The 17795-nt window shown below is 59.8% G+C and carries 16 protein-coding genes and 4 tRNA genes; 18 read left to right on the top strand and 2 right to left on the bottom strand.

Annotated elements, in window-relative coordinates; translation table 11 throughout:
• Nucleotides 1-12: 12 nt before the first annotated feature.
• From ACQ4LH_RS10270 to ACQ4LH_RS10225, 10 genes are all read left to right on the top strand, one after another.
• Entirely contained in the window at nt 13-297 is a 285-nt protein-coding gene (locus ACQ4LH_RS10270) for a topoisomerase II (RefSeq protein WP_430697077.1), read from the top strand.
• A gap of 29 nt (nt 298-326) precedes the next feature.
• Entirely contained in the window at nt 327-1337 is a 1011-nt protein-coding gene (astE, locus tag ACQ4LH_RS10265; protein ID WP_430697076.1) for a succinylglutamate desuccinylase, read from the top strand.
• A 239-nt stretch (nt 1338-1576) separates the two neighbouring features.
• Nucleotides 1577-2581 carry a low-specificity L-threonine aldolase gene (gene ltaE, locus ACQ4LH_RS10260; protein WP_430697075.1) on the top strand — a complete coding sequence of 335 codons (1005 nt, stop codon included), beginning with the start codon at nt 1577-1579 and terminating at the stop codon, nt 2579-2581.
• 121 nt (nt 2582-2702) lie between these two features.
• Nucleotides 2703-5327, top strand: a complete 2625-nt coding sequence (alaS, locus tag ACQ4LH_RS10255; RefSeq protein ID WP_430697074.1) for an alanine--tRNA ligase — start codon at nt 2703-2705, stop codon at nt 5325-5327.
• A gap of 114 nt (nt 5328-5441) precedes the next feature.
• Nucleotides 5442-6680, top strand: a complete 1239-nt coding sequence (locus ACQ4LH_RS10250; protein WP_304868001.1) for an aspartate kinase — start codon at nt 5442-5444, stop codon at nt 6678-6680.
• Nucleotides 6681-6868: 188 nt separating this feature from the next.
• Nucleotides 6869-7054, top strand: coding sequence for a carbon storage regulator CsrA (gene csrA, locus ACQ4LH_RS10245; RefSeq protein ID WP_025165378.1), 186 nt, complete (start codon nt 6869-6871; stop codon nt 7052-7054).
• Nucleotides 7055-7116: 62 nt separating this feature from the next.
• Nucleotides 7117-7207, top strand: a tRNA-Ser gene (locus ACQ4LH_RS10240).
• Between the two features lie 52 nt (nt 7208-7259).
• Nucleotides 7260-7336 (top strand) — tRNA-Arg (locus ACQ4LH_RS10235).
• Nucleotides 7337-7408: 72 nt separating this feature from the next.
• Nucleotides 7409-7485 (top strand) — tRNA-Arg (locus ACQ4LH_RS10230).
• A gap of 72 nt (nt 7486-7557) precedes the next feature.
• Nucleotides 7558-7634 (top strand) — tRNA-Arg (locus ACQ4LH_RS10225).
• 103 nt (nt 7635-7737) lie between these two features.
• Here ACQ4LH_RS10225 and ACQ4LH_RS10220 read toward each other — a convergent pair.
• Nucleotides 7738-8253, bottom strand: coding sequence for a DUF4124 domain-containing protein (locus tag ACQ4LH_RS10220; RefSeq protein ID WP_430697073.1), 516 nt, complete (start codon nt 8251-8253; stop codon nt 7738-7740).
• A 322-nt stretch (nt 8254-8575) separates the two neighbouring features.
• On the opposite strand from ACQ4LH_RS10220, the gene mgtE reads away from it, so the two are divergent.
• The 4 genes from mgtE (at nt 8576) to ACQ4LH_RS10200 (ending at nt 13383) form a co-directional block, all read left to right on the top strand.
• Nucleotides 8576-10018 carry a magnesium transporter gene (gene mgtE / locus ACQ4LH_RS10215; RefSeq protein ID WP_160088107.1) on the top strand — a complete coding sequence of 481 codons (1443 nt, stop codon included), beginning with the start codon at nt 8576-8578 and terminating at the stop codon, nt 10016-10018.
• A gap of 163 nt (nt 10019-10181) precedes the next feature.
• On the top strand, nt 10182-10433 hold the full coding sequence (locus ACQ4LH_RS10210) for an OadG family protein (protein WP_430697072.1): 252 nt from the start codon (nt 10182-10184) through the stop codon (nt 10431-10433).
• 25 nt (nt 10434-10458) lie between these two features.
• The gene (gene oadA / locus ACQ4LH_RS10205) at nt 10459-12234 is read left to right on the top strand and encodes a sodium-extruding oxaloacetate decarboxylase subunit alpha (protein ID WP_430697071.1); all 1776 of its coding nucleotides are present in this window, start codon (nt 10459-10461) and stop codon (nt 12232-12234) included.
• 12 nt (nt 12235-12246) lie between these two features.
• Complete coding sequence (locus ACQ4LH_RS10200; protein ID WP_411175206.1) at nt 12247-13383, top strand: sodium ion-translocating decarboxylase subunit beta; 1137 nt, start codon at nt 12247-12249, stop codon at nt 13381-13383.
• A 165-nt stretch (nt 13384-13548) separates the two neighbouring features.
• On the opposite strand, the gene ACQ4LH_RS10195 is transcribed toward ACQ4LH_RS10200, so the two are convergent.
• The gene (locus ACQ4LH_RS10195) at nt 13549-13866 is read right to left on the bottom strand and encodes an Arc family DNA-binding protein (RefSeq protein ID WP_136665818.1); all 318 of its coding nucleotides are present in this window, start codon (nt 13864-13866) and stop codon (nt 13549-13551) included.
• A gap of 393 nt (nt 13867-14259) precedes the next feature.
• Between ACQ4LH_RS10195 and phnC the strand changes: the two genes are divergently transcribed.
• From phnC to phnF, 4 genes are all read left to right on the top strand, one after another.
• Nucleotides 14260-15096 carry a phosphonate ABC transporter ATP-binding protein gene (gene phnC / locus ACQ4LH_RS10190; RefSeq protein WP_430697070.1) on the top strand — a complete coding sequence of 279 codons (837 nt, stop codon included), beginning with the start codon at nt 14260-14262 and terminating at the stop codon, nt 15094-15096.
• A 56-nt stretch (nt 15097-15152) separates the two neighbouring features.
• The gene (gene phnD / locus ACQ4LH_RS10185; RefSeq protein WP_430697069.1) at nt 15153-16157 is read left to right on the top strand and encodes a phosphonate ABC transporter substrate-binding protein; all 1005 of its coding nucleotides are present in this window, start codon (nt 15153-15155) and stop codon (nt 16155-16157) included.
• A gap of 66 nt (nt 16158-16223) precedes the next feature.
• A complete protein-coding gene (gene phnE / locus ACQ4LH_RS10180) occupies nt 16224-17018 on the top strand; it encodes a phosphonate ABC transporter, permease protein PhnE (protein ID WP_430697068.1) in 795 nt (264 codons plus the stop codon).
• Nucleotides 17019-17054: 36 nt separating this feature from the next.
• Nucleotides 17055-17759, top strand: coding sequence for a phosphonate metabolism transcriptional regulator PhnF (gene phnF, locus ACQ4LH_RS10175; RefSeq protein WP_430697067.1), 705 nt, complete (start codon nt 17055-17057; stop codon nt 17757-17759).
• Nucleotides 17760-17795: the final 36 nt, after the last annotated feature.

Below are 17795 nucleotides of genomic sequence, written 5' to 3'. Positions count from 1 at the left end.
GTACTTATTACCATGTCCGACGCCCTGCAACTGATCCTCGAAGACACTGACGGCACCCAGCTGGAAACCTCCTGCACGCGCTTTGCCGTGATCTGGCAGGGCCAGGAAATCTGGTTCCAGCAGGTTGGCAACAACCAGCTGATGATCGGTGTGGACGTGGAGGAGGGCGCTGCTGAGTACGCTAACCTGCTGCTGCGCCCGCTGGCCACCAACCTGGTCAGCCTGGAGCTGGAAATGGAAGCCGCTGGCCTGGACGAAGGCGACGATCACGTGCACGGTCCTGACTGCAACCACTAAGAGCTCTTTGACGCTCTGAGGAAACGCCTATGCTCGCCCTCGGCAAACTGCTTGAACTGACCCTGGCCGGCCACGAACCGGCAGCGAAGATTCAGCTGACCCCCGAGGGCACGCGTTTGCGTTGGCTGGCCGAAGGCGCGTTGGAAATAACGCCGCCGGTGGCCAGCGACAATGGCCTGGACCTGCTGCTGTCTGCCGGCATCCATGGCAACGAAACCGCGCCGATTGAATTGCTCGACCGCCTGTTGCAGGGCATTGCCCGCAACCAGTTGAAACCGCGCGCTCGCATTCTCTTTCTGTTCGGTAACCCGGCTGCCATGCGCAGCGGTGAGCGTTATATCGAGCAGGACATCAACCGTCTGTTCAACGGTCGTCACGATCAGCACACCGGTGCCGAAGCGTTGCGTGCCTGTGATCTGGAACATCTGGCCGCAACCTTCTTCAGCAAGCCAGAGCGCACCCGCCTGCATTACGACCTGCACACCGCGATTCGCGCGTCGAAGATCGAGCAGTTCGCCCTTTACCCGTTTCAGGAAGGCCGCCCGCGCAGCCAGCGTGAACTGGCGCGCTTGAGCGCTGCCGGGATTGAGGCGGTGCTGCTGCACAACAAGAGTTCGATCACTTTCAGCGCCTACACCTATACCCAGCTTGGGGCGGAAGCCTTCACCCTGGAGCTGGGCAAGGCACGGCCGTTTGGGCAGAACGAACTGGTCAACCTCGACCTGCTCGAACTGCACCTGCAGGCGCTGATCGAAGGTCGTGAGCTCGAAGGTGCCACTGATGATCTGGGCGAGCTCAAGTTATTTGCCGTAGCGCGCGAAGTGATTAAGCACAGCGACGCCTTCAAACTGCACCTGCCAGCGGATATCGAGAACTTCAGTGAGTTGCCGCTTGGCTACCTGCTGGCTGAAGACCTGGCTGATACCCGTTGGGTGGTGGATGAACCTGGCGCACGCATCATCTTCCCCAATCCCAAGGTCAAGAACGGCCTGCGCGCCGGCATCCTGATAGTCCCCGCCGAAGACGTGCAACTAGCCTGAGCCAGTTACGATCTGCTGCGCGTCGGCCCTGCTGCGTTGAAAGCAGGCTCGGAATGCTCATGTACAGCAGTACACTCCGCTTCCTCGCCTGTTTTCGCCTTGCATTGCTCTAGCTCGCGAGATCGTAAAGCGATTTATTGGTGCAATCTGTCCTGCGTTTTCTCGCCTGATCTGTACCTTGTTTGCCTGAGTGGCGCGCTTTAGCATCGGGCTTTAGCCCCGTCTAAGGACTGCCCGCCATGCCCGTAATCGACCTGCGCAGCGACACCGTCACTCAGCCGACTCCAGGCATGCGCGAGGCCATGCAGGCCGCCGAGCTTGGCGATGACGTGTATGGCGAAGACCCTACGGTGAACCGTCTGGAGCAGTACCTGGCCGCCGAGCTCGGTTTTGAAGCTGCGCTGTTTGTACCCACCGGTACCATGAGTAATCTGCTCGGGCTAATGGCCCATTGCGCGCGCGGCGACGAATATATAGTCGGTCAGCAGGCGCACACCTATAAATACGAAGGTGGCGGCGCAGCGGTGCTTGGCTCGATCCAGCCGCAGCCGATTGAGGGCGAAGCCGATGGCTCGCTGGACCTGGCCAAGGTCGAAGCTGCTATTAAGCAGGATGACTTCCACTTCGCCCGCACCCGCCTGCTCGCGCTGGAAAACACCATGCAGGGCAAGGTGCTGCCGCAGGCGTATCTGCAGGCGGCGCGTGAACTGACCACGCGACGCGGCCTGGCCCTGCATCTGGATGGCGCGCGCTTGTATAACGCGGCGGTCAAGCTGGGCGTGCCGGCACGGGAGATTACCCAGTACTTCGATTCGGTCTCGGTGTGCCTGTCCAAGGGGCTCGGCGCACCAATTGGCTCGGTGCTGTGCGGCTCGGTCGAGCTGATCGGCAAGGCGCGGCGGCTGCGCAAAATGGTCGGCGGCGGTATGCGTCAGGCCGGTATGCTCGCTGCGGCAGGTTTGTATGCGCTGCAGTATCAGGTGGCGCGCCTGGCCGAGGATCACGCCAATGCCGAGCGATTGGCTGCCGGCTTGCGCGAGCTGGGTTACGATGTGGAGCCGGTGCAGACCAATATGGTCTACGCCCAGGTGGGCGAGCAGGCCGACGCGCTGAAAGCCTTCTGCGCCGAGCGCGGGATCAAGCTTACCGCCGCGCCGCGGCTGCGCATGGTCACTCACTTGGATATTGCCCCTGCGGATATTGATCAGGTGGTCGCAGCCTTCGCCGAATTTCGCCGGAATTGATTGTCTTGGGGCGATGAATAGTCGCTCTCTATCAATAAAGGCACTAGCCCCCTAGCTCAGGCCCGATATAATGCGGCCCTTTGCCGGCTTTGTCGTGGCCGCTGGTTTTTGGAAGATTCCTATGAAAAGCGCAGAAATCCGTGAAGCCTTCCTCAGCTTCTTCGAACAGAAGGGACACACCCGTGTCGCCTCCAGCTCCCTGATTCCGGGCAATGACCCGACCCTGCTGTTCACCAACGCGGGGATGAACCAGTTCAAGGATTGCTTCCTCGGCCTGGAAAAGCGCGCCTACACCCGTGCCGCCACCAGCCAGAAGTGCGTGCGTGCAGGCGGCAAGCACAACGATCTGGAAAACGTCGGTTACACCGCACGTCACCACACCTTCTTCGAAATGCTCGGCAACTTCAGCTTTGGCGACTATTTCAAGCGCGATGCCATTCACTTCGCCTGGGAATTCCTCACCGGCGAAAACTGGCTGAACCTGCCCAAGGAGAAACTCTGGGTTACTGTCTACGCCACTGACGATGAAGCTTTTGATATCTGGAACAAGGAAATCGGCGTCCCGGCCGAGCGCATGATCCGCATCGGCGACAACAAAGGTGCGCCGTACGCATCCGACAACTTCTGGACCATGGGCGACACCGGCCCGTGCGGCCCGTGCACCGAGATTTTCTTCGACCACGGCGAGCACATCTGGGGCGGCCCACCCGGTTCGCCAGAGGAAGATGGTGACCGCTATATCGAAATCTGGAACAACGTCTTTATGCAGTTCAACCGCACCGCAGACGGCGTATTGCACCCGCTGCCGGCGCCGAGTGTGGACACCGGCATGGGCCTGGAGCGCGTTAGCGCTGTGTTGCAGCACGTCAACTCGAACTACGAGATCGACCTGTTCCAAAGCCTGCTGAATGCAGCAGCCAAGGCTATCGGCTGCGCCAATGAAGCCCAGGCTTCGCTGAAAGTGGTGGCTGACCATATTCGCTCGTGCGGCTTCCTGATCGCCGACGGTGTGACGCCTTCCAACGAAGGCCGTGGCTACGTGCTGCGCCGCATCATCCGTCGCGCCTGCCGCCACGGTAACAAGCTGGGCGCCAAGGGCAGCTTCTTCTACCAGATCGTTGCCGCGCTGGTAGCCGAGATGGGCGATGCCTTCCCGGAACTGAAACAGCAGCAGGCGCATATCGAGCGCGTGCTGAAAACCGAAGAAGAGCAGTTCGCCAAGACCCTGGAGCAGGGCCTGAAGATTCTCGAGCAGGATCTGGCTGAGCTCAAAGGCACGGTGATTCCGGGCGATGTGATCTTCAAACTGTACGACACCTTCGGCTTCCCGATGGACCTCACCGGCGACATCGCCCGTGAGCGCGAGTTGACCCTGGACGAAGAAGGTTTCGAGCGCGAAATGCAGGCGCAGCGCGAGCGCGCCCGTTCTGCCAGCGCGTTCGGCATGGACTACAACAGCCTGGTCAAGGTCGACAGCGATACCGCGTTCCTCGGCTATCAGGGCACCAGCGGCAGCGGCAAGATCATTGCCCTGTTCAAGGCCGGTCAGGCAGTCGACAGTCTGGGCGAAGGCGAGGAGGGCGTAGTAGTCCTCGACCAGACGCCGTTCTACGCCGAGTCCGGTGGTCAGGTCGGTGACTGTGGCTTCCTTGAAGGCGCGGGCGTGCGTTTCGATGTGCGTGATACCACCAAGGCTGGCGGCGCATTCCTGCACCACGGCGTTGCGGCCAAAGGCGGTTTGAGCGTCGGCACCTCGGTCAAGGCCGAAGTCGATGCCAGCGTGCGTCAGGCCACTGCGCTCAATCACTCGGCTACCCACTTGCTGCATGCGGCGCTGCGTCAGGTACTAGGCGAGCACGTGACCCAGAAGGGCTCGCTGGTCGACAGTCAGCGTCTGCGTTTTGACTTCAGCCACTTCGAGGCGATCACTCCAGCGCAGCTGAAAGAGCTGGAAACCATCGTCAACCGTGAAGTGCGCGGTAACAGCGAAGTCGAAACCCTGGAAACCGACATCGAAACCGCCAAGGCCAAAGGTGCCATGGCGCTGTTCGGTGAAAAGTACGGTGATCAGGTGCGCGTGTTGAGCATGGGCGGTGACTTCTCCGTTGAACTGTGCGGCGGTACCCACGTCAAGCGTACCGGCGATATCGGCCTGTTCAAGATCATCAGCGAAAGCGGTGTGGCGGCTGGCGTGCGTCGAATTGAAGCGGTTACCGGTGCGGCGGCGTTTGCTTACCTGAACGGCGCGGAAGAGCAGCTGAAAGAAGCCGCGGCGCTGGTCAAAGGCAGTCGCGACAATCTGCTGGACAAGCTTGCCGGTGTGTTGGAACGCAACCGTCAGCTGGAAAAAGAGCTGGAGCAGCTCAAGGCCAAGGCCGCTAGCGCGGCAGGCAATGACCTGGCGGGTTCGGCTGTCGACGTCAAAGGTATCAAGGTGCTGACGGCGCGTCTCGACGGTCTGGACGGCAAGGCGCTGCTTGCGATGGTCGATCAGTTGAAAAACAAACTCGGCAGTGCAGTGATCCTGCTTGGCGGCGTGCAGGACGACAAGGTCGTGCTGGTGGCCGGCGTGACCCAGGATCTGACCGCCAAGCTGAAAGCCGGTGAGCTGATGAAGCAGGCAGCTGCTGCTGTTGGCGGTAAAGGCGGCGGTCGTCCGGATATGGCTCAGGGCGGCGGCGTTGATGCAGCGGCTCTCGATGGTGCGCTGGCGTTGGCGGTGGCTTTCGCCGAGCAGGGTCTGTAAACGCCTGATTCCTCAGATCTACAGCCCAAGGCCCGGTATACGCCCGGCGGGCCTTGGCAGGGTATTGAGTTGTATGTTTAATGGGCGCCCTTCACGGGCTGAGGCGGCTTTGAAATGGCTTTGATCGTACAGAAATTTGGCGGCACCTCCGTCGGCACTGTTGAGCGTATTCAGCAGGTAGCCGCGAAGGTGAAGAAATTCCGCGAAAACGGCGATGACATTGTGGTTGTGGTTTCCGCCATGAGCGGTGAAACCAATCGCCTGATCGATCTGGCCAAACAGGTCAGTGATGGTCAGCCGGTACCGCGTGAACTCGACGTGATGGTCTCTACCGGCGAGCAGGTGACGATTGCCCTGCTGGCCATGGCGCTGATCAAGATTGGCGTACCGGCGGTGTCCTATACCGGCAACCAGGTGCGCATCCTGACTGACAGTGCGCACAACAAAGCGCGCATTCTGCAGATCGATGACCAGAAGCTGCGTGCCGACCTCAAGGCCGGTCGTGTGGTGGTGGTGGCGGGTTTCCAGGGTGTCGACGAGCACGGCAATATCACCACGCTCGGGCGCGGCGGTTCCGACACCACGGGTGTGGCGCTGGCTGCTGCGCTGAAGGCTGATGAGTGCCAGATCTACACCGACGTTGATGGTGTCTACACCACCGACCCGCGTGTGGTGCCGCAGGCCCAGCGTCTGGAAAAAATCACCTTTGAAGAGATGCTGGAAATGGCCAGCCTCGGTTCCAAGGTGCTGCAGATTCGTTCGGTGGAATTCGCCGGCAAGTACAACGTCCCGCTGCGCGTGCTGCACAGCTTCCAAGAGGGGCCGGGCACCCTCATTACCCTTGATGAAGAGGAATCCATGGAACAGCCGATCATCTCCGGCATCGCTTTTAACCGCGACGAAGCCAAGCTGACCATCCGTGGCGTACCGGACATCCCGGGCGTGGCGTTCAAAATTCTCGGTCCTATTAGTGCTGCGAACATCGAAGTGGACATGATCGTGCAGAACGTTGCGCACGATAACACCACCGATTTCACCTTCACCGTGCACCGCAATGACTACACCGCGGCGCAGCAGGTGCTGGAAAACACCGCTCGCGAGCTGGGCGCGCGTGAAGTGATCGGCGACACCAAGATTGCCAAGGTGTCCATCGTTGGCGTCGGCATGCGTTCCCACGCCGGTGTTGCGAGTCGTATGTTCGAGGCGCTGGCCAAGGAAAACATCAATATCCAGATGATCTCCACCTCGGAGATCAAAGTCTCGGTGGTAATCGAGGAGAAATATCTGGAGTTGGCGGTGCGCGCCCTGCACACTGCTTTTGAACTGGATGCCCCGGCCCGTCAGGGCGACTGAGGCATTATCCGAAAGGCGCGGTTTATCCCGCGCCTTTTGTCTTTTTGGTTGGCATGAGCAGGAACTTTCTTTCTGCTCACACTAGTCAATACTTGGGTGAAGGCTCTGCTTGAGATGTTCGGGGCTGCCACCATTTTCTTTTTTGCAGACTGCTGTTGTCCTGAACTGAAATCCGTAAGGAGAAAGGAATGCTGATTCTGACTCGCCGGGTCGGAGAGACCCTGATGGTGGGTGACGAAGTCACTGTCACCGTGTTGGGCGTTAAAGGTAATCAGGTGCGCATTGGCGTTAACGCGCCGAAAGAGGTTGCCGTGCACCGCGAAGAAATTTACCAGCGCATCCAGAAAGAGAAAGGCGAAGAACCAAGCCACTAATTTTTATCGAAATTTTGGCTTTGCAAACGGGGAAAACATGGTTATCATGCGCCCCGTGTTGCGGAGAGGTGGCCGAGTGGCCGAAGGCGCTCCCCTGCTAAGGGAGTACATCTCAAAAGGGTGTCGGGGGTTCGAATCCCCCCTTCTCCGCCATTATTTAGTGCTGTAGGCGTTGATTTAGAAGTCTACAGTGCAAGCGTTACATGCACTCATAGCTCAGCTGGATAGAGTACTCGGCTACGAACCGAGCGGTCGGAGGTTCGAATCCTCCTGAGTGCACCAAATCGGAATGGCTTGCAGCGATGCAGGCCATTTTGTTTCAGCCAGCGGTGATCTGGTTAAAAAGCGCCAATTGCACTCATAGCTCAGCTGGATAGAGTACTCGGCTACGAACCGAGCGGTCGGAGGTTCGAATCCTCCTGAGTGCACCAAATCGAAATGGCTTGCAGTGATGCAGGCCATTTTGTTTCAACCAGCGGTGATCTGGTTAAAAAGCGCCAATTGCACTCATAGCTCAGCTGGATAGAGTACTCGGCTACGAACCGAGCGGTCGGAGGTTCGAATCCTCCTGAGTGCACCAAACAAGAAGGGCCTGCAGCGATGCAGGCCCTTTTTTTATTGCCTGCCATTTATGGCGGCCACCCGGCGGGTCGTCGCTGTGTGACGTTAAAAATGACTTCCGATCATTTTTTATTCGCCGATTTTCGTTTGGCCTTGCCTTTGACGCAGCCGGCTTCATCGAAGCTGACGTTGCGCTTGTTGCCTTTCTTGCCCTGATAAACGTAGCGCGTCTGGCCGTTCTGCTCGGTGACCTTGTCAGGCTTGCCGAGGCTGCTCTCGACATCGCTGCGGCTCATGCCCAGGCGTACCTGCTGCTTGATGATGGCGGCGCGCCGTTCGCTGCTGTTCAGGTGGTTGCCGCAGCCATGCTGCTTAACGCCGATCACTGTCAGCTCAGGTTCATCTTTCTTCTTGCTCTCGCGGCTGGCCTTGCGCGGTTTGGCTAATGGCACCGGTTTACCGCTGCCGGGTGTGGGGTTATAGGCCTGTTGCAGGCTTTGGCTGTGTTCGCTGGGGCAACCCTGGCGGGTGAAGGTGACGTGGCCTTTGGCGTCTTCGCAGCGAAATACGGTTGAGCTGAGTGTGGGCAGCGGGCAAAGCAGAATGGCGCAGAAAGCTGCGCAGTGCATTCCATGCATGGTGCGTCCTCCGTGACGGTCCATGTGCAAGGGTAGTCGATGGCTTTGTCCGCGCCAGGCGTGCCTTTGCCAGTGCCTGGCACGTCGCAGTTACAGATGTGCAGGCGCGCTTAAGTTTGTCGTGCAAGCGCTTGTTCTAGGATTGTTTTTGTCACATGCAAAGCGCCTGGGCGGTGGTATCATTCGCGGCGTCAGCCCCGCCGGGGCTTGTGGAAAACCACCATGGACTTACCCAGTAGTTACTCTGAATCTCGATTGTGCAATCACGTGTTGACTGATTGACCCTCTGTGGCGTGCGCTGCCGCTGGGGGTGGAGCGCGCCATGACTGAAGTAGAAGCAAAAAAGCCGCAAGAAAGCCTGCAAAATCGCCTGGCCCAGGTGGTCGAGCTGTTGCATCGGCACAAGCTGGTCGAAGACCTGACTCATCGTCAGGAAGGCCAGCACCACGACCGGGTGGAAAACCTGGTGCATCGGCAGAACCTCGCCGAATTACAACGCAAGCTCGATGAGCTGCACTCCGCCGACGTTGCCCACATCCTCGAAGCCTTGCCGCTTGATGACCGCCTGACGGTCTGGCAGCTGGTCAAGGTCGAGCGCGACGGCGACATCCTCCTCGAAGTGTCCGATGCAGTGCGCGAAACCCTGCTCGCGGACATGGACGACCACGAAATTCTCGCGGCCGCCAGGGACATGGACGCCGACGAGCTGGCCGACCTGGCCTCCGAGTTGCCGCGCGATGTTGTGCATGAGCTGATGGAAACCCTCGATGCGCAGCAGCGCGAGCGCGTGCGCTCGGCGTTGTCCTACGAGGAAGATCAGGTCGGTGCGCTGATGGACTTCGAGATGGTCACCATCCGCGAAGATGTCAGCCTGGAAGTGGTGTTGCGCTACCTGCGCCGGCTGAAGGAGCTGCCAGGGCATACCGACAAGCTGTTTGTGGTCGATTACGACGGCGTGCTTAAGGGCGTGCTGCCGGTCAAACGCCTATTGGTCAATGACCCGGAGAAGCTGGTCAGCGAAGTCATGGCCACCGACCCGGTGAGCTTTCATCCCGATGAGGATGGCTACGACGCCGCGCAGGCGTTCGAGCGTTACGACCTGATCTCTACGCCGGTGGTGGACAAGAACGGCAAGCTGATCGGCCGTTTGACCATCGATGAGATGGTCGACCTGATCCGTGAGGAGAGCGAAAGCGAAGTCCTCAATATGGCCGGTCTGCGCGAGGAAGAAGACATCTTCGCCTCGGTGTGGAAATCCCTGCGCAACCGCTGGGCCTGGTTGGCGATCAACCTGGTCACCGCCTTTATGGCGTCGCGGGTGATCGGTCTGTTCGAAGATTCCATCGAGAAGCTGGTCGCCCTGGCGGCGCTGATGCCGATTGTTGCGGGCATCGGTGGCAACTCGGGTAACCAGACCATCACCATGATCGTGCGCGCCATGGCGCTGGATCAGGTCAGTACCGGCAATACCTCGCGCCTGATTCGCAAGGAACTGGGCGTGGGCCTGGTTAACGGTATCGTCTGGGGTGGGGTGATTGGCGTGGTGGCCTACCTGCTCTACGACAGCTGGTCGCTGGGCGTGGTGATGACGGCCGCGATGGTGCTCAACCTGCTGCTGGCCGCGCTGATGGGGGTGTTGATCCCCATGACGCTGGTGCGTATGGGCCGTGATCCAGCCTTGGGCGCCAGTGTGATGATCACTGCGGTAACCGATAGCGGTGGTTTCTTTATCTTCCTGGGTTTGGCCAGTCTGTTCCTGCTCTAGTTCGATGACGCTTTCTCTACAGAAAATGTCTCATCAGCCAGGGTTGGGTTTGCTTCAAACGCTCGTTTCACGCTAAGGTTCGCCAGCTTTGCCCGGGATCAGCTCCCGGGCGCTCCTATCTAATAATTAACGCAGCTCGCACGTAGCTGGTAATGGAGCCAAGATGACCCCTAGTGAACTCCTCCTCGAGGGTGTCGAGCTCATGCTGTTCGGCCTGGGCACCGTATTTCTCTTTCTGATGCTATTGGTGCTGATGATCCGCGTGATGTCGTGGGTTATCGAGCGTTTTACCGTCAAAGCACCAATTCCCGTATCTGTGCCATCGGCAGTCAAGCCGGCCTCCGACGAGCCGAGCGCTGATGTGCTAGCCGCTATCCAATCCGCTATTCACCAGCACCGCGCCCGCCGCGGGTGAGCCAGGTTCGACAGGGAGCATCTGTATGACTGCCGTAAAGAAAGCACTCGGAATTACTGATGTGGTGCTGCGTGACGCCCACCAGTCGATCCTGGCCACCCGCGTGCGCCTGGAAGACATGCTGCCAATCGCGCCCAAACTTGATCAGGTCGGCTTCTGGTCCGTCGAGTCCTGGGGTGGCGCGACCTTCGATGCGTGCATTCGTTACCTGGGCGAAGACCCATGGCACCGCATCCGCGAGCTGAAAAAGGCCATGCCTAACACCCGTCAGCAAATGCTGCTGCGCGGGCAGAATCTGCTGGGCTATCGCCATTACGCCGATGACGTGGTGGAAAAGTTCGTCGAGCGCGCCGCGTTCAATGGCGTTGATGTGTTCCGCGTGTTTGACGCGATGAACGATCCGCGCAACCTGCAGACCGCGCTCAAAGCGGTCAAGCAGCTGGGCAAGCATGCTCAGGGCACCATCTCCTACACCACCAGCCCGGTGCATACCCTGGAAATGTGGGTCGATCTGGCCAAGCAGATCGAAGACATGGGCGCCGATTCGGTGGCCATCAAGGACATGGCCGGCATTCTGACGCCCTACACCGCATTCGAACTGGTGACGCGCCTGAAGGCGACCCTGTCAATCCCGATTCATATGCAGTGCCACGCTACTGCTGGGCTGTCGTCTGTGGCCATTCTTAAGGCCGTGGAAGCTGGCATCGACAATGTCGACACCGCTATTTCCTCGTTGTCGATGACCTATGGCCATTCGCCGACTGAGTCTGTGGTGGCGATGTTCCAGGGCACTGAGCGCGATACCGGGCTTAACCTGGAGCTGCTCGAAGAAATTGCCGCCTACTTCCGTGAAGTGCGAAAAAAGTACGCCAAGTTCGAGGGCAACCTCAAGGGTGTCGATTCGCGCATTCTGGTCGCCCAGGTGCCGGGCGGCATGTTGACCAATATGGAAGGCCAGCTGAAAGAGCAGGGCGCCCAGGACAAGTTCGACGAAGTGCTCGCTGAGATCCCGCGCGTGCGTGAAGACCTCGGCTTTATCCCGCTGGTGACCCCGACCTCGCAGATCGTTGGTACCCAGGCGGTGATCAACGTGCTAACCGGTGAGCGTTACAAGTCGATCACCAAGGAAACCGCCGGCATCTTGAAAGGTGAATACGGTTCAGCGCCGGCGCCTTTCAATAAAGAGTTGCAGGCGCGCGTACTGGATGGTGCTGAAGCCGTTACCTGCCGCCCGGCCGATCTGCTCGAAGCCGAAATGGACAAACTGACTGCCGAACTCAAGGGCATTGCCAAAGAGAAGGGCATCAAGCTGGCCGCCGATGAAATCGACGACGTGCTGACCTACGCCCTGTTCCCGCAGATCGGCCTGAAGTTTCTGGAAAACCGCGGCAACCCGGCGGCCTTCGAGCCGGCGCCGACCGGCAAAGAAGCACCTGCTCGTGAAGCCGGCAAGCCCGAGATCTACACCGTTGAAGTGGGCGGCAAGTCCTATGTAGTACAAGTCAACGAAGGCGGCGATATCGAAGGGCTCAAGGCTGTCGGTGGTGGCGCTAATTCCGCGGCAGCAGTAGCTGCGCCAGTTGGTGCCGGCGAGCCGCAGAATGCCCCGCTGGCCGGCAACATCTTCAAGGTACTGGTGCAGCCAGGTCATGCCGTGGAAGAAGGGCAGCTGGTGATCATCCTCGAAGCCATGAAGATGGAAACCGAGATCCGTGCGTTCAAGGCCGGCACCATTGGTGCGGTCAACGTCAAGGTAGGTGATGCGGTGGCGGTGGGCGACAGCCTGCTGACCATCGGTTAAGGGAGCGCGGTAATGGATAAGCTCCTCAAGCTTTGGCAGAGCACCGGCCTGTACCACGTCGAGCCGGGTCAGCTGTTTATGATGGCGGTGTGCATCCTGCTGATCTATCTGGCGATCAAGAAGGGCTTCGAGCCGCTGCTGCTGTTGCCGATTGGTTTTGGCGGTCTGCTGGCCAACATCCCGGTAGCCAATATGGCCGAGGGTGCGGGTTTCCTGCACATGATCTACGAGGTGGGCCTGCCCACCAGTATCTTCCCGCTGCTGATCTTCCTCGGCGTCGGCGCTATGACCGACTTCGGGCCGATGCTGGCCAACCCCAAGACCCTACTGCTCGGGGCTGCGGCGCAGTTCGGGATTTTCGGCACGCTGATGGGCGCGCTGGCGCTGACAGCCTTGGGTATTCCTGGGCTTGAGTTCACCCTCAAGGAAGCTGCATCCATCGCCATCATCGGCGGTGCCGACGGCCCAACCTCGATTTTCGTGACCTCCAAGCTGGCTCCGCATCTGCTCGGCCCGATTGCCGTGGCGGCCTATGCCTATATGGCGCTGGTGCCGCTGATTCAGCCGCCGATCATGCGCGCGCTGACCACCAAGGAAGAGCGCGCCATCGTTATGCAGCAGCTGCGCCCTGTTGGGCAGGCTGAGAAGATCATCTTCCCGATCGTGCTGTGCCTGCTGATCGGCATGCTGCTGCCCGATGCTGCGCCGCTGATCGGCATGTTCGCTCTTGGTAATCTGCTGCGTGAGGCCGGTGTGGTCGAGCGCCTGGCCGATACCTCGCGCAACGCGCTGATCAATATCGTCACCATCTTCCTAGGTCTGACCGTGGGTTCGAAGTTGTCGGCAGACTCCTTCCTGCAGCTGAAAACCCTGGGCATCCTCAGTTTGGGCATGCTGGCGTTCTGCGCCGGTACTGCTGCGGGGGTGTTGATGGCCAAGCTGATGAATATGTTCAGCAGCAACAAGATCAACCCGCTGATTGGTTCGGCCGGGGTGTCTGCGGTGCCGATGGCGGCGCGGGTGTCGAACAAGGTTGGGCTGGAAGCCAACCCGCAGAACTTCCTGTTGATGCACGCCATGGGTCCGAACGTGGCCGGGGTGATCGGCTCGGCAGTGGCGGCGGGTGTGCTGCTCAGCTTTGTCGGCTGATTAACACGGCAATAAAAAACCGCCTTAGGGCGGTTTTTTATTGCCTGCCATTCCTTGCGGCCACCTTGCAGGCCGTTGCGGTGCAACGTTAAAAATGGCACCAGGCCATTTTTTATTGGCAGCAAAAAAACCGGCCTAGGCCGGTTTTTTCGTTGTGCAGCGCAGTCAGGCTTCTTCGGCAGCCATCTCGGCGTCGTGAGCAATCAATGCCACCAGGGCATTCTGCTGACGGCGTGATAGCTGGCGGAAGCGTTGCAGCAGCTCACGCTCGTGCAAGGACAGATCTGGGCTGTCCAAGCGCATGTTGAGGTCATCACCCAGAGAGCTTTCCTGGAGCATGCTTTGCTCGAGGCGAGCAATGATCTCCGAGTTCATGCTGCGGTGATGGTTGCGTGCGACATCCGCAATACGTTCGCGCATGCCATCGGGCAGACGAACTACGAATTTGTCAGCGGTGCGGCTGGAATAGAGTGCTGGTTTCATAGGGCGCGTACATTAAACCGGTTAGTTTAGGAAAGCGATACTGGCAATGGGCTATAGGATTGTCACCGGTTTGACCACCTATAGCACTAACCGTTCAGCCAGAAAGCCGCTTAGATCAAGTATGACTCTGCAGTCGCGAGGTCGGTAAATTGACGCCAATCGCGTGTCGCATTTTGCGATGGGTAAAGGCGTTATGCCAGCACCAGTCATCAGAAATGCGCCGTACTGTGCAAAAAGCAAGGGAAACCGGCTGCGCGTAGGAAAAACTTCAAGCAATGGTCACGTAAGTGTCACGGCCCATTAATCGGTCTGACACAGGATTTGCCTACCTTGGTCTACACCAGAAGGCGGCTTCACGCCGCGGTGTAACCGCTAATAGAAAGGAGGCATTCCATGAACGCAGTGATCCGGGTTGAGAGCCTGAACAAAACGTTCGGCCGCAAGCAGGCGCTGTTTGATCTGGCGCTGTCCGTAGAACCCGGTGAAATGGTGGCGCTGATCGGAGCCTCGGGCTCCGGCAAGTCGACCTTGCTGCGTCATGTTGCCGGCCTGGCCTGCTGCGATCGCAGCGGCGGTGGCAGCATTCAAGTGCTGGGCCGTGAAGTGCAGGCCGCAGGCCGGCTGAATGGCGAAGTGCGTCGTCTGCGCGCTGACATCGGTTACATCTTCCAGCAGTTCAATCTGGTCGGCCGCCTCAGCGTGCTGCAGAACGTGCTGCTTGGTTGCCTGGGGCGCATGCCGCGCTGGCGCGGCACCCTCGGTCTGTTCAATACCGAAGAAAAGCAGCGTGCACTGCAGGCCCTGGCCCGTGTCGGCCTAGCGGATCTGGCGCAGCAGCGCGCCTCGACTCTATCTGGCGGCCAGCAACAGCGCGTGGCGATTGCCCGTGCCCTGTGCCAGCGCGCCAAGGTGATTCTGGCCGACGAGCCGATTGCCTCGCTCGACCCCGAGTCCGCGCGCAAGGTCATGCAGATTCTTGCCGACATCAATCGTGAAGACGGCACCACCGTGGTGGTCACCCTGCATCAGGTTGATTACGCCATGCGTTATTGCCAGCGCGCCGTGGCGTTGAAAGCGGGGCGTATTCATTACGACGGCGCCGCCGCCGAGCTGCATCCCAACTTCCTTAACGATCTTTACGGGGCCGAGCTGCTAGCTGAGCCGCAAACCGCCGAGAAACCGCGCCGTGCGCGCAAGCCGAAAGTCCCGCTGGCTCTGGCCAAGGCCTGAGCTGCTTCCCTGTTATGCCAACCCCTGTATGTCCATCTGCACTAGGAGTGCTTTGCATGTTCAAACGTATCAGTCGCGTTCTCGCCGCGTCCACGCTGCTGGCCGGTTCGGTTCTGGGCGCCGCCCAAGCCGCTGAGCAGGAAATCAATTTCGGCATCATCTCCACCGAGTCGTCGCAAAACCTGAAAAGCATGTGGGACCCCTTCCTAGCGGACATGAGCCAGCAGACCGGCCTGAAGATCAAAGCCTTCTTCGCCCCTGACTACGCCGGGATCATCCAGGGCATGCGTTTCGACAAGGTCGACATGGCCTGGTACGGCAACAAGGCCGCGATGGAAGCAGTGGACCGCGCCAATGGGCAGATCTTCGCCCAGACCGTCGCCGCTAACGGCACTCAGGGCTATTACAGCCTGATGGTGGCGCACAAGGACAGCCCGATCAATTCGATCGAGGACATGCTGAAAAACGCCAAGACCCTGACCTTCGCCAACGGCGACCCGAACTCTACCTCGGGCTATCTGGTACCGGGCTACTACGTGTTTGCGCAGAACAACGCCGACGCCAACAAGATCTTCAAGCGCGCGCTCAACGGCAGCCATGAAGTCAACGCCCTGTCGGTGGCGAACAAGCAGGTCGATATCGGCACCTTCAACAGCGAAGGCATGGAGCGTCTTGAAGTGACTGCGCCGGACAAGGCCGCTCAACTGAAAGTGATCTGGACCTCGCCGTTGATCCCGTCCGACCCGATGGTATGGCGCAAGAACCTGGATGACGCCACTAAGAACAAGCTGCGTGAATTCTTTATGACCTACGGCGACGAGCCGGCCGAGCAGAAAGTTCTGGCAGGTCTGCAGTGGGCCAAGTTCAAGGCTTCCGATGACGATCAGCTGCTGCCGATCCGCCAGCTGGAACTGTTCAAGAAGCGCACTGAAGTGGCTAACAACGAAAAGCTCAATGCTGCTGACAAGCAGGCTCAGCTCAAGGAGCTGGATGCCGAGCTGGCCAAGCTGGAAAAGCGCATGGCTGAAATCGCCAAGCAGAGCCCAGCCAGCGCCGGTTAATAGCTGCTCCCTGCCCGGCACACCTGCCGGGCAGGTTCTTTCTGCCGCTTGATTCGAGATGTTGTTATGACCACTTTGACCACCGCACCCACGCCCGACCTGATTGCCAAGCGTTCCTGGCTGCAGCTGAGCGGCTGGGGGCTGTTCTTCGTTGTGTTGGCCTGGTCCTGGCAGGGCGCGGAGATGAATCCGCTGGCGCTGATCCGCGACTCCAGCAACATGGCGACCTTTGCCGCGGACTTCTTTCCGCCCGATTTCAGCAACTGGGAGCTGTACCTCAAAGAGATGATCGTCACCGTGCAGATCGCCCTATGGGGCACGGTGCTGGCGATTGTTCTGGCTATCCCGCTGGGCATTCTCTGCTCGGAAAACATCGTGCCGTGGTGGGTTTACCAGCCGATCCGTCGGGTGATGGACGCCTGCCGTTCGATCAATGAAATGGTCTTCGCCATGCTCTTCGTGGTGGCGGTTGGCCTGGGCCCGTTCGCTGGGGTGCTGGCGCTGTTTATCGGCACCACCGGGGTGCTCGCCAAACTCTTTGCCGAGGCGGTCGAGGCCATCGATCCGGGCCCGGTTGAAGGCGTACGCGCCACCGGCGCCAGCGCGCTGCAGGAAGTCATCTACGGGGTGATTCCGCAGGTCCTGCCGCTGTGGATTTCCTACTCGCTGTACCGCTTCGAATCCAACGTGCGCTCAGCAACGGTGGTCGGCATGGTCGGCGCTGGCGGCATCGGGGTGATTCTCTGGGAAGCGATTCGCGGCTTCCAGTTCGCCCAGACCTGCGCCTTGCTGATCGTGATCATCCTGGTGGTCAGCCTGCTGGACATCATCTCGCAGCGCCTGCGCAAACAATTTATCTGACGGAGAGCGGGCATCTGCGGATGCCCTTTATTAGCCATGCACTTGTCTAGACAACCCGAGCCGCTGTACCGCGAACTGGCCGCCGTGCTGCGCGATGAGCTGCAGCGCATGAGCCCCGGCGATTACCTGCCGGCCGAGGTGCAGCTGGCGGCGCGTTTTGCGGTCAACCGCCACACCTTGCGCCGCGCGGTGGATGAGCTGGTGCTCGAAGGCCGCCTGCTGCGCCAGCAGGGCAAGGGCACGCGGGTGCTGGCCAAACCGCTGATCTATCCGATGCAGGCCCGCAGTGCCTACAGCGCCTCGCTCTCGGCGCTCGGCCACAAGGTCGAGGCGCAATTGCTGGAAAGCCGCCTGCGCCCAGCCGGATGTGAGGAGCGTGAATACCTGCAACTGCCCAGCGGTGCGCAACTGCTGGAACTGAGCACCCTGCGCCTGATTGAAGGCCAACCCGTCAGCCTGATTCGGCATGCCTTCAGCACCGAACATAGCGAGCTGCTCGCCGACTACCAGGGCGGCTCGCTGCGCCATTACCTCAGTCAGCGCGGCATGCCGCTGACCCGCACTTTCAGCCTGATCGGCGCGCGCCTGCCCAGCCGTGATGAGGCCGCGCGCCTGTTGATGCCCCGGCACGCGCCGCTGCTGAGCGTGCAAACCCTTTCCCGCGATCTGGCCGGACGGCCGGTGGAGCTGTCGTTATCGACCAGCCGCGCCGACCGCTTCCAGTACCAGCTCGCCCTTTGATGGAGGCTTGTTGATGAACCGCGATAGACCGCACAG

The organism is Pseudomonas peli (genome assembly GCF_050563605.1).
In the GTDB taxonomy this organism is placed as follows: domain Bacteria; phylum Pseudomonadota; class Gammaproteobacteria; order Pseudomonadales; family Pseudomonadaceae; genus Aquipseudomonas; species Aquipseudomonas peli_A.
The sequence above is the reverse complement of the archived record's forward strand: the minus strand, read 5'-3'. Positions and strand labels throughout refer to the sequence as shown.